This is a genomic window from Caballeronia sp. SL1002 (assembly GCF_057814995.1).
On record NZ_JBYMUW010000003.1, the window covers coordinates 794,943 to 806,559 of the forward strand.

The 11,617-nt window shown below is 62.0% G+C and carries 9 protein-coding genes; 3 read left to right on the forward strand and 6 right to left on the reverse strand.

What is annotated here, in order from left to right:
- Positions 1-422 precede the first annotated feature (422 nt).
- Positions 423-2,102, forward strand: a complete 1,680-nt coding sequence (locus tag AC3D25_RS21005) for a putative bifunctional diguanylate cyclase/phosphodiesterase (protein ID WP_488890353.1) — start codon at positions 423-425, stop codon at positions 2,100-2,102.
- A gap of 124 nt (positions 2,103-2,226) precedes the next feature.
- On the opposite strand, the gene AC3D25_RS21010 is transcribed toward AC3D25_RS21005, so the two are convergent.
- Positions 2,227-3,078: a LysR family transcriptional regulator gene (locus tag AC3D25_RS21010; RefSeq protein ID WP_488890501.1), complete on the reverse strand. Its 852-nt coding sequence runs from the start codon at positions 3,076-3,078 to the stop codon at positions 2,227-2,229.
- A gap of 173 nt (positions 3,079-3,251) precedes the next feature.
- Between AC3D25_RS21010 and AC3D25_RS21015 the strand changes: the two genes are divergently transcribed.
- Complete coding sequence (locus tag AC3D25_RS21015; protein ID WP_488890354.1) at positions 3,252-3,566, forward strand: EthD family reductase; 315 nt, start codon at positions 3,252-3,254, stop codon at positions 3,564-3,566.
- A gap of 59 nt (positions 3,567-3,625) precedes the next feature.
- Positions 3,626-4,636, forward strand: coding sequence for an alpha/beta hydrolase (locus AC3D25_RS21020; protein ID WP_488890355.1), 1,011 nt, complete (start codon positions 3,626-3,628; stop codon positions 4,634-4,636).
- Positions 4,637-4,658: 22 nt separating this feature from the next.
- On the opposite strand, the gene AC3D25_RS21025 is transcribed toward AC3D25_RS21020, so the two are convergent.
- From AC3D25_RS21025 to AC3D25_RS21045, 5 genes are all read right to left on the reverse strand, one after another.
- The gene (locus AC3D25_RS21025; protein ID WP_488890356.1) at positions 4,659-4,979 is read right to left on the reverse strand and encodes a hypothetical protein; all 321 of its coding nucleotides are present in this window, start codon (positions 4,977-4,979) and stop codon (positions 4,659-4,661) included.
- 85 nt (positions 4,980-5,064) lie between these two features.
- Positions 5,065-5,721 (reverse strand): O-methyltransferase, encoded by a 657-nt coding sequence (locus tag AC3D25_RS21030; RefSeq protein WP_488890357.1) that lies wholly within the window; start codon positions 5,719-5,721, stop codon positions 5,065-5,067.
- Between the two features lie 57 nt (positions 5,722-5,778).
- Positions 5,779-7,191 carry an efflux transporter outer membrane subunit gene (locus AC3D25_RS21035; RefSeq protein ID WP_488890502.1) on the reverse strand — a complete coding sequence of 471 codons (1,413 nt, stop codon included), beginning with the start codon at positions 7,189-7,191 and terminating at the stop codon, positions 5,779-5,781.
- A 10-nt stretch (positions 7,192-7,201) separates the two neighbouring features.
- Positions 7,202-10,387, reverse strand: a complete 3,186-nt coding sequence (locus AC3D25_RS21040; RefSeq protein WP_488890358.1) for an efflux RND transporter permease subunit — start codon at positions 10,385-10,387, stop codon at positions 7,202-7,204.
- A 4-nt stretch (positions 10,388-10,391) separates the two neighbouring features.
- Positions 10,392-11,564: an efflux RND transporter periplasmic adaptor subunit gene (locus AC3D25_RS21045; RefSeq protein WP_488890359.1), complete on the reverse strand. Its 1,173-nt coding sequence runs from the start codon at positions 11,562-11,564 to the stop codon at positions 10,392-10,394.
- Between the last annotated feature and the right edge of the window lie 53 nt (positions 11,565-11,617).

An 11,617-nucleotide genomic window follows, 5' to 3' on the forward strand; every position in this document is an offset into this window, starting at 1 on the left:
GAACGGGGCGCCGTCCGCATCCTGCAACGGACGTTCAGCGCCCGGCCATCGGGACGGCAGCTTCACTTGCGCAGGAAGCGTTTCCGTCTCTCCCGCGCGCTTTTCGCCTAGTCGGCGCTTTACAAAAAGTCGATCCGAGGCCGCCGAAAAAATGGCCTCCAAGGCTTGTCATTTTGACCGCAATCATCGACCCTGAATACTGGCGGCGAACCAGCGACGATGCGGCGACAACTAATGCGGAGACAATGAATGCCCAATGCAGCGGAGCGCATGTGTCTCAACCGCGTCGAGCACCCACTGCGGGACGGCAGTGGAGAGAGCTTTCGGTTCCCAAATATATCAATTCCTCCTACGATACGCACTGGTAGCGATCGCAGACGTATCGGGGCCGTTGCACCCGTCTACAAAGGAGGGGCAAGGACGTGGAAAGTTTTCAAATACTCGATCACATCACGGACGGCGTCATGGCGCTCGACCGCGAGTGGAAGTTTCGGACCATCAACCGGACCGCTGCGCGGCTGCTGAAGCGTCGGTCCGAGGATCTTCTGAATCGCGAGATCTGGGACGAGTACCCGGATCTCATCGGGTCGAGCCACGAAGCGGCCTATCGGCAGGCGGCCGAGAGCTGTGTGCCCAGCACGGCGACCGATTTCTACGCGCCGCTAGGAACCTGGTTTGAGGTGCGGGCGTTCCCAAGCGACGACGGCATCGTCGTGCTGGTTCGCGATGTGACCGAAGCGCACGCGATCTCCGAACGTTTGTCGCGCCAAGCCACGCATGATGAACTGACCGGTCTAATCAACCGCCGGGAACTGCTGCTGCGCCTGAACAAGCTCATCGACGAAGGCGCGGCCGCTTCAGTCGATCTGCTCTTCATCGACCTTGACCGCTTCAAAGATATCAACGACTCGTTTGGCCATGCGGCGGGCGACGAAGTGCTGCGCGCCATTGGCGAACGTCTTTCCGGCATATTTACCGAAGGCGAGCACGTTTCGCGTATCGGCGGCGACGAATTTGTCATCTTGCTCGTCGACGCCCCCGAGGGCGAGGCCGCGCGCGTCGCGCGCGACGTCACAAAACGCATGCGCGAGCCGATTCAGACGCCGTGCGTGCGTGCCTCGGTGGGCGCCAGCGTCGGGGTGGCGCGCTACCCAATCTCGGCATCGAATGCGGGCGAGCTACTGCATAATGCCGACATCGCGATGTATCACGCGAAGCACGCAGGCGGTTCACACGTGTGGTCCTTTGGTAGGGAGGATGCGCAGCGCCTCTCGCATCGACGGCGACTCCGTGCGGACCTGGAGAGTGCGAGCGCTGCGCGCCAGTTCGAACTGCATTATCAGCCACAAATGGACCTGCAATCTGGCCGCGTCTACGGAGCCGAGGCGCTTCTGCGATGGAACCATCCGCAATTGGGACTGCTCACGCCGGGCGACTTCCTCGACGTGTTGCTCGATTCGCCGGCTTACGAGGCAACGGGCGACTGGCTAATCCGCCGTGCGTTCTGCCAGGCGGCGAAATGGCAGGCGGCGAACCGCATGCCGTTTAAGGTCGCCGTCAATCTCTCGGCCACGACGATCCAGAACTTTGATCTCGCCGGACTAGTTTCGGAAGCGGCGGAGGCGGCCGGCGTATGCGCTTCTGCACTCGACATCGAGGTGACGGAGACTGTCGTGATGAGCGACTTCGCCGCCGCGTCGCGCGCTCTTGCAGCTGTACGAAGGCTCGGTGCGACCGTATCGCTCGACGATTTCGGCACCGGCTATTCGAGCCTCGCATACCTCGCACGGCTGCCTGTCGATCACATCAAGATCGATAAGTCGTTCGTGCAGGAGCTTACCGTTATGGAGACGTGTCAACAGGCACGCGCGATGATCGAAGCGATGGTGGCGCTCGCGCGTGCGCTGGGCATGAGAACGGTAGCGGAAGGAATCGAGACCGAATCGCAACTCGTTCTTGTCAAAGAACTCGGTTGCGACGCCGTGCAAGGATATTTCATTGGAAAGCCGGTATCGGCAGCGCGCATAGAACCTTACGCCGAGAAACGGTTCGGGGCGGCTGGGGCTTCGCCGTTGCGCGACGCAGGACGCGGATCCCGCTAGCGGTCTATGCGCAGCCTCTCGGCGGCTTCGTTAGCAATCCCTTTGCACGATGCACCGTCGGGAAATTAGATAGCCACAACAAAAAACTTACTACACCTCGATTTACCCAAGGATGCGGGTGTGCCTAGTTGGCCAGGTGTTTGATGACAAGATCCACGAATGCGCGCAGCCGGTGTAATCGCCTTAGATCGCGGTGATAGCCCATCCACATCTCGCGATGCGGTGGCTCTTCGCTAAGCTCGAGCCTGCGAATTGTGCCGACCTGATCTCCGACAGGCCGCGGCAGCACAGCGATTCCCAAACCTATCCCACACATCTGGGCTTGCACATTACGGTTGTTCGACTGCAATACGACACCAGCGTTTGGAAACCGATTTTTTAGCCATTCGATATCAGGAAAGCTACCCGTGGACGTATCCATTGCGATTAAGCGGTTCCCCGTGCCGTCACCTTCCGTCGGATCGGCGCTCGCGCGATCCACGTAGACGCCATATCGCATCTGGGTCAACCGTCTCTGCACGATGTCGGGCCCGTCGAATGGAACTATACGAAAAGCAACGTCCGCTTCGCGCTGAGCGAGGTTGAACAGGCGCGTTCCCGTAAGGACCTCGATCTCAACATGCGGATACTCGCGCGAGTATTCCACGATCACTGGTGGCAGGACATAGGCGCCAAACCAGTCGGCCGATGACACCCGGAGCTTTCCTTCCAGCTGTTGTTGTTCACCGGCCAGCCGCCGCTCCATGGTTAGCGCGCTGTCTTCCATCTGCTCGGCGAGAGGCAGGATGGCGGTGCCTTCCTCCGTCAGCACAAAACCCTCGGCTGTTCGCTGAAACAGCATTTGCCCGGTGGCATCTTCCAGCGCGCGGAGCCGTCGTCCGATGGTCGGATGGCTAAGGTGCAGCAGTCGCGCAGCCGCGCCCAATGTTCCAGTGCGCGCTATTGCAAGGAAGATCCGCACATCGCTCCACTCCATATTCACCACCCACAAAAATGAACGGACAGTGTTCATTATATTGAATTGCCGAACAATAGTGAATGCGCGAAACTTCGCTCCGTCCATGTCGAAACGACCTCGCGGCTAGCCTGATCGGGGATCCAGATGCCGGGCCGGGACAGCTCGGGAGACATTTGCAAAGGGGAATTCTCATGTCACAACCTGCATCGCCGACCGTGTGCGTCACCTACGAGGGTGCGCCAGGCGACCGTTTCGATCGGAGCTACTACATCGAGCGTCACTTGCCGCTGGTGATGCAGGCATGGCAGCGCTACGGCCTTGAGAGCATCGCGGCTTTCTTCCCGCCGTTGACGCATGTCGGCACCCTTGTGATTTGCGAATGCCGCTTTCGGGACGAGGCGGCTGTTGCAACCGCTTTCGGATCGCCGGAAACCCAAAAGGTCATGGCCGACGTTTCGAGTTTCACGGACCTCGCGCCCGCACGCTGGCGCCTCACTCCGCTCTGAGCGTGGGAATTTCGTATCGGCGCTACGCGCCTCTCACTTGCGAACACTGGAGATATAACTTGGCCTTCTGGAAAAATTCTGCGCTCCGCACCGTGCGTCGAGGACATATGTGGATTCCGGGCGATCGCATCGAACGAGACGGACAGACCTACCAATGCGGACCGCTTTTCGTTGAATGGGAGGCGCCGGAGGAGGTCACGCGCCCGTGGCCGATTGTGCTTATGCATGGCGGCGGCTACCAGGGAACCGAGTGGTTTGACACGCCGGATGGCCGTCCGGGCTGGGCACAACGTCTGGTGGAAGCGGGCTACGCGGTGCTCGTGGTCGATCGTCCTGGACAAGGACGATCCCCGTACCACGTCGAGACGATGGGCCCAATGGGGCCGGGATTCTCCTATGAACACGGGCGCGACATCTATTTCCCGGCGAAATATGAATCTGAACACACCCAATGGCCATTTGCCCGGGACGACGAGGCAGCGATGGACGAGTTCATTGCTGGCTACGGGCCGCTTCCTGCAGACCTCGCGTTTTCCGAGGACATGGAGGCGGACAGGATTGCAAAGCTGCTGGACAGGATCGGTCCGGCGATCCTCCTGACGCACTCAGCGTCGGGACCAGTCGGTTGGCTTGTAGCAGACCGCCGGCCCGGGCTGGTTAAAGGGATTGTCGCCGTTGAGCCGATGGGCCCGCCGTTCGCACATATTCCCAATATCGGCTCGCTCACCTGGGGTCTCGCGGCGGTGCCGCTGAACTGGGAACCCGCCGTCGCGACGCCTGAAGCGCTTCGCGCCGCCACGCCTGGCGAACACCGCCTGCCTGCGCTTGCCGGGTTGCCGATCGTCGCCGTCACCGCCGAAGCCTCAGCCTTCGCCGCCGCCAGTCGACCCGCTGTTGAGCAACTGAAGGCGGCTGGCAGCCGTGCGGAAGTGTTGCATCTTCCCGACCATGGTGTGTTCGGAAACGGCCACGGGCTCATCTACGAAAAGAACTCGGACGATGCACTGGTGCCGGTATTGAAGTGGTTGGTCGAGAACACGGAAACACCCAACGGAGCGAGAGGAATATAACCAGTTCCTCTAACGGCATCAGTCAGCATCTCGCTCTGCGCGAGGACATTAACGCATGTGTCGCGAACGAGTGCCCCGCGCAGACGACCGCATGAGCCGGCATGACACTCGCGACTTCGGTGAGGATCGCCTTGGTCGCCGCGATCATCCCATCCGATAGCGACGTCAGGTCAATGACGCCCATGCCAATCCGCGCACGTCCGTCATCCACAAGCAGCACGCGAACGGACAGCGGATCGTGCACTCCGGTGAAGCCGTCGAGCGGAAAAAGACTCGGAGAAAAGTTGACATCGGCACGGCCGGCGCCCGCACCAAATGCGGAATGCTCGGACGCCAGGGCCAAGCGTGCAGCGCCCGGCAGCGTTAGCGTCGCAGCGCTCAATCCAACTGCCCCAAGCAGGAAACTACGCCTTGATTGCATGAACGCTTCAACCGACTTTCAGTGCAAGCTCGGTGCCGCGTTTGATCGGCAGCGTGGTCGAAATAAAGCCGTTAGCCGGGTCGCGGATGAACTCAAGAAAGTCCGGTTCCGCGTTGTCGTTGAGCACATAGCCGCCGACGCGTAGTTGCGGCGCGACGATTTCGATCACCGTGCGGGCGAGCGACGGACCTTCGGGTTGCGGCCAGCCGTCGATCAACGCGAAGTCGATCGGGCCGCCGAGATCGCGCAGCGTATCGCGCGCATCGCCCACGCGGATGTCAGCGAAGCCTGCGAGCCCCGCGTCGGCGAGGTTTGCGCGCGCGGTGTCGACTTTCGCCTGCACAAGTTCCGAGCCGATCACGAGGCCGCCCCCGTTATCGCGCATCGCCGCGGCGAAATAAACCGCCGACATGCCGATCGAGGTCGCGAAATCGACCACCCGTTTCGCGCCCATCGCGCGGCACAGAACATAGATCAGATTGCCTTGATCGGGATGAATGGAGAAGCCGTAGTCGGCGAAGGTTTCGGGATTGTTGCCGGATGGGCGATCGAACGTATCGCGCGAAGGAAAGCGCCGCGACGCATTCATGCGCTCGATGACTTCTCGTACGCGTGCATCGCGAATCGGGCTCGGACCCGTGCCTTGCGGAATTTCTCGTGACATATCGATTCTCCTTCGGTTTAAAAATTGAGGCAGCAGGGTTTATGCCGCATAGGCCATTCACTGCGCGGCGCTTGCGACCTGCGCCGCGTCTTGGCGCCAGCCGCCGCCGAGCGCGGTATAAAGCGTGACCATATTCGATTGCTGCGCGGCGCGGTCAGTGATGAATTGCGTCTGAGCGCTGAACAAGGTGCGTTGCGCGGTCAGCAGCGTGAGAAAGCTGTCGAGCCCGCCGCGATAACGCGCGTTCGCGATGTCGTAGTACTGCTGCGCGGCATCGACGTACTGAGCGTCGGCAGCGGTCTGATCGGCATAGGTGGCACGCGCGGCCAACGCGTTCGCCACTTCCTTGAAGGCCGTCTGGATCGTGCCTTCGTAAGCGGCAACCTGGATGTTCTTAGATATCTGCGCGGCGTCGAGCGTCGCGTGCAGGCTGCCGGATTCGAAGATCGGCACGGTAATCGACGGCTCGAACAGCCACGCGCCGGTTCCGGCCTTGAACAACGAAGATAGTGCGTTGCTTTCAGTGCCTCCAGTCGCTGTCAACGAGACGCTTGGGAAGAACGCAGCGCGCGCCGCGCCGATATATGCGTTGGCGGCCTTCAACGTATGCTCCGCTTCGACGACATCCGGTCGCTCGGTCATCAGCGCCGAGGGCAGACCTTCCGGCACGTCCGAGAAGAGCGAGACGTCGGGCAGCGCGCGGTCGTCGGGGAAACCATCCGGCAACGGCGAGCCGATCACCGCGACAAGGTTGTTGCGATCCTGCTCGACGGCGCGACGGTAGGCTGCGAGGCTCGACATCGCGCTCGTAAGAGACGTGCGCGCGGATTGCACGTCTTCCATCGATCCGCCGCCCAGTCGCGCGGCGCGCTGCGTCGTTTCATAGGTATCGCGATACGAACTGACGGTGCGCTCCGTCGTGGCGAGCAGTGCACGGTCCGACAGCCATGCGAGATAATCCGTCGCGGTCGCCGAAATAAGGCTGATCTGCGTGCTGCGGCGAGCGGCATCGGTCGAAAGATACTGTTCCAGCGCCTGATCCTTCAGGCTGCGGATACGTCCGAAGAAGTCGAGTTCCCAAGCGCTTGTGCCGAGTTCCATGCTCGCGCTTTGGCTCGTCGAGCCAGACTGATGCGAAGCGGTCTGCGTAGCCGTCGCCGTGATCGATGGTCCGAGTTCGGCGCGAACAATGCGGTATTGCGCTTCGTACTGCGCGACCTGCAGGGCCGCTTGTCGCAAGTCGCGGTTGTTCGCGAGTGCGATCTCGATCAGTTGCCGCAGCTTCGCGTCCTGCACGAAGTCGCGCCAGTCGGCGAGCACTTTGCTTTGCGTGGCTTCGACCTGCGGCGCATTCGACGACCGATACTGCGGAAAACTCGATGGAACGGGCGCGGCCGGACGCTCATAGCGAGGCTCCAGCGTGCACGCGGTCAATGCCGCGACGACCAGGAAAATCAATGCGCAGCTCAGTGTCCGGAGCTTATTCATGCGCGGCTCCTTCGGTCTTTTTGCGGTCCGATCCTATTCCTTTCACGAGCACGAAGAACACCGGTACGAACACGATCGCGAGAACCGTCGCCGCGATCACGCCGCCAAGCACGCCGTTGCCGAGACTCTGGCGGCTCGCCGCGCCGGCTCCGCTCGCAAGCGCCATCGGCAGAACGCCGAAACCGAATGCGAGCGATGTCATCGCGATAGGCCGCAAGCGCAGATGCGCGGCTTCGATTGCCGCTGCGCGCAGACTGCGGCCCCGCTCATGCAGCGACTTTGCGTATTCCACTATCAGAATCGCGTTCTTCGTCGCCAGTCCGATGGTGGTCAGAAGGCCAACCTTGAAATAGATGTCGTCGCTGAAACCGCGCATGTGCGCCGCGACGAGCGCGCCGACAATGCCGAGCGGCACGACCAGAATCACCGAAAACGGGACCGACCAGCTTTCGTACAAACCCGCGAGGCAAAGGAATACTGCGATGAGCGACAGCGCGTAGAGAAAGAGCGCCTGAGATCCCGCCAGTTGTTCCTGATACGACTCGCCCGTCCATTCCATGCCGATGCCTGACGGCAGCTTTGCGACGAGCGCTTCGACGGCTTTCATCGTGTCGCCGCTGCTGACGCCGTCCGGACTCTGCGCGGTCATTTCCATCGACAGACTGCGGTTATAGCGCTCGACTTGCGGCGCGCCCGTGGTCCAGTGCCCGGTGGCGAACGCGGAAAACGGCACCATCTGGTTGTCGTATCCGCTCGCGCCTGTCGTCGTCGCTGTCGTGCTCGTGCTCGTACTCGTACTCGTGCTCGCGGCATTGGCCGAGGTCACGAACCACTTGCCGATGTCGGACGGCATCATGCGGTATTGCGGCAGCGCCTGCACGTACACTTTCTGAATGCGCCCTGTATCGACATAATTGTTCACGTAGGTCGAGCCGAACGCGGTTTCCAGCGTGCTGTTAATGTTCTGCGCGCTCACGCCGAGCGCCGATGCTTTGAGATAATCGATATCCACTTCGTATTGCGGCTCGTCCGCCATGCCCGCTGCGCGCATGCCGCCGATACGGGCGTTCTTGGCGGCCTTCGCGAGCAACGTCTGTTTCGCGGCGACGAGCGCATCGTGACCGAGACCCGCCATGTCCTTCAGTTCGAAGTCCACGCCGCTGTAGCTGCCGAGGCCGTGTACGGCGGGCGGGTTCATGGCGAAGACCTGCGCCGTCGTGATGGATCGAAAATGCCGGTTTGCTGCGTCGATGACGTCGGCAGCGCTTTGTCCGTCGTGGGTGCGGTCCTTCCAGTCCTTGAGCTTTATCATCGCCATTGCCATGTTCTGGCCTTCGCCGGCGAAGCTGAAGCCGTCGAGCATGACGATATCGGCGATCTCCGGCAGGCTCGTGAAATACGACTCCACCTGTTTTTCGACCTCGTTTGTCTGCACGCTCGAATTGCCGGCAGGCAAGGTGATCAGCGTCATGAACGTGCCCTGGTCCTCGTCCGGCAGGAACGAGGACGGCAACTGCCAATAGAGCAGTGCGGCCACTGCGCAGATCACGGCATAGGCCGCCATCGAGCGTAGCGGACGACCAACCAGGCGCGTTACCAGCCGTTCATAGCGGCGCGTGCCTTTCTCGAACGTGCGCTCGAACCACGCGAAGAAGCCGCGTCGGTCGCGCGCCGGATCGACGGGACGCAGCAACGTTGCGCACAGTGCGGGCGTGAGCGTCAAGGCGAGCAGAACCGACAGCACCATCGCGGAGGTGATGGTCAGCGAGAACTGACGGTAGATCTGTCCGGTCGATCCCGACATGAACGCCATCGGGATGAATACGGCGGTCAGCACAGCGGTCACACCGACGAGCGCGCCGCCGATCTCGCTCATCGCCTCGATGGTCGCATCGACGGGACTCGCGCCTTCGCTCAGCAAACGCTCGACATTCTCGACCACGACGATTGCGTCGTCGACCAGAAGGCCGATCGCGAGCACCAGCGCGAACAGCGACAGCACGTTGATCGAGAAGCCGACCGCCGACATCAGCGCGAACGTGCCGAGCAGCGCGACGGGCACCACGATGGTCGGAATGAGCGTCGCGCGCAGATTGCCGAGGAACAGGTACATGACGAGAAACACGAGCACGATCGCTTCGATCAGCGTCTTCACGACTTCCGTGACGGACGCCGAGATGAACGGTGTCGTATCGTGCGGCACGCTGATCGCGACGCCCCCCGGCAACTGCTTTTGCAGCACGGCGAGTTCGGCGCGGATGGCCTTCGCGACGCTCAGCGCGTTCGCGCCGGTCGCGAGCTGGATACCCATCGATGCAGCAGGCTTGCCGTTCAGACGCGAAGTCATGCCGTATGAGTCGCCGCCGACTTCGACCGTGCCCACATCCTTCAGATAGACGCGCGAACCGTCTGTGTTGACGCGCAGCAGAATATGGCCGAAGTCTTCCGCTGTCTTGAGAAAGCCGCGCGTGACGATGGTCGCGTTGAGCGCCTGCGACTTGACCTGCGGCGCGCCGCCGATCTGTCCGACCGATAACTGCGCGTTCTGATAATCGATCGCGGTGGTGACATCGCTCGGCATCAGGCCGACGCCTTTCAGCTTGACCGGGTCGAGCCAGACGCGCATGGAATGCTGTGCGTCGAACAGCACCACCTGGCCGACGCCGCTGATCTGCGTGATGGGGTCTTCGAGCCGCGTCGCGACGAGATTGCCGAGGTCGATTGCATCGAGCCGCCCGTCGGTGGACGTGAGCGAGACCATCATCAGGAAGTCGGAGGAGGTCTTCGTAATCTGAATGCCTTCCTGCTGCACGACGGTCGGCAAGGACGCGTTCGCTTCCTGCACTTTGTTTTGCACCTGCATCGCGGCGACATCCGCGTTGGTGCCTGATTTGAAGGTGAGGGTGATGGTGGCCGTGCCTGCCGAACTGCTCGACGACGACATGTACATCAGATTGTCGATGCCGATCATGTCCTGCTCGATCACCTGTGTGACCGTGGTCGCGAGCGTATCGGCGGACGCGCCCGGATAGGTTGCGCTGATGCGGATAGACGGCGGCGCAACGCTCGGGTATTGCTCGACCGGCAGCGAGCGCAAGGCAATCGCACCGATCATCATGATGACGATGGCGATGACCCACGCGAGAACTGGCCGATGAATGAAGAAGCGGGAGAGCATGAGGTCAGTCTCCCTTCGCCAGTGCGGTCGTATTCGCCGCCGCGGGCTCGACGGGCGCGACCCGTATGCCAGCGCTGAGCGCTTGCAAATTGTCGATGGGAATGCGCTCGCCCGCGCGCAATCCGCCAGAGACGACCCAGTCGCTGCCGTAGGCGTCGCCGGTGGTGACCTTGCGGCTTTCGACCACGTTCTGCGCATTGACGACGAGCACCGTCGAAACGCCGCCCGAGCCGCGGCTGACGAGCGTTTGAGGGACGAGAACGGCATCGCGTTCGCCTTCGTTCAGGCGCGCGGTGACGTACATGCCGGGCAACAACTGGTGTTCCGGGTTGGGAATCAGGGCGCGCAGGGTGATCGAGCCGGTGGTCGGATCGACGGTTACGTCGGAAAAGAGCAGCTTGCCCGGATGCGGATACGGCGCGCCGTCCTCGGTCTGCACTTCGACTTCGCTGGTGCTGGTTTGCAGCGTGCCCGCCGCGACGGCCTTCGTGAGCCGCAGCGCGTCCGCGCTCGAACGCGTGACGTCGAGATACAGCGTGTCCATTGACTGGATCGTGGCAAGCGCCGTGGTCTGGTCCGACGTCACGAGCGCACCCGCCGTGACCGTCGACTTGCCGATTTTCCCGGCGATCGGCGCGACGATGCGCGTGCGCGCGAGGTTCACGCGCGCGGTTTCGAGCGCGCCACGATCCGTCACGATATCCGCGCGTGCTTCGTCGGCGGCGGCGAGGTAGTTCTCTACATCCTGCTCGCTCACGCCTTTGATCGTCAGCAGTTCCTTGTAGCGTTGCGCGGTGACGTCCGCGGCTTTCGACGTGGCGATCGCCTTCTGCAGCGTGCCGAGCGCGGTATCGTAGGCGGCCTGATAGCTGGCCGCATCGAGTTGATATAACGGCTGTCCTTGCTTGACCGTCGAGCCTTCGACAAAGAGCCGCTTCTGCACGATGCCATCCACTTGCGGGCGCACGTCGGCCATTTCGGTCGAGGAGAGGCGGCCGGATAGATCGTCCAACATCGGGATGCGCTGCGTGCGCAAGGTGTTCACCGTGACTTGTGGCGGCGGTGCGTTGGCGGATGGCGGCGCGGCGGACGCGGATTGATCGCGGCATCCACCTAGCGCGAACGTGAGGACGATGAAGGCGACGAGGCGGTTTATCTTTGGTTCTTGGCCAGGCATTGGGGAGCGGTTCGATGGCGGCGCGCATGATGTGCCGAAGGCTCCAACGATAA

What these genes read in the sequence shown, in the direction of transcription:
- AC3D25_RS21010 (WP_488890501.1), bottom strand. Translation starts at nt 3,078, where the DNA reads ATGGAGTGGAGCGATGTGCGGATCTTCCTTGCAATAGCGCGCACTGGA.
- AC3D25_RS21015 (WP_488890354.1), top strand. Translation starts at nt 3,252, where the DNA reads ATGTCACAACCTGCATCGCCGACCGTGTGCGTCACCTACGAGGGTGCG.
- AC3D25_RS21030 (WP_488890357.1), bottom strand. Translation starts at nt 5,721, where the DNA reads ATGTCACGAGAAATTCCGCAAGGCACGGGTCCGAGCCCGATTCGCGAT.
- AC3D25_RS21040 (WP_488890358.1), bottom strand. Translation starts at nt 10,387, where the DNA reads ATGCTCTCCCGCTTCTTCATTCATCGGCCAGTTCTCGCGTGGGTCATC.
- AC3D25_RS21045 (WP_488890359.1), bottom strand. Translation starts at nt 11,564, where the DNA reads ATGCCTGGCCAAGAACCAAAGATAAACCGCCTCGTCGCCTTCATCGTC.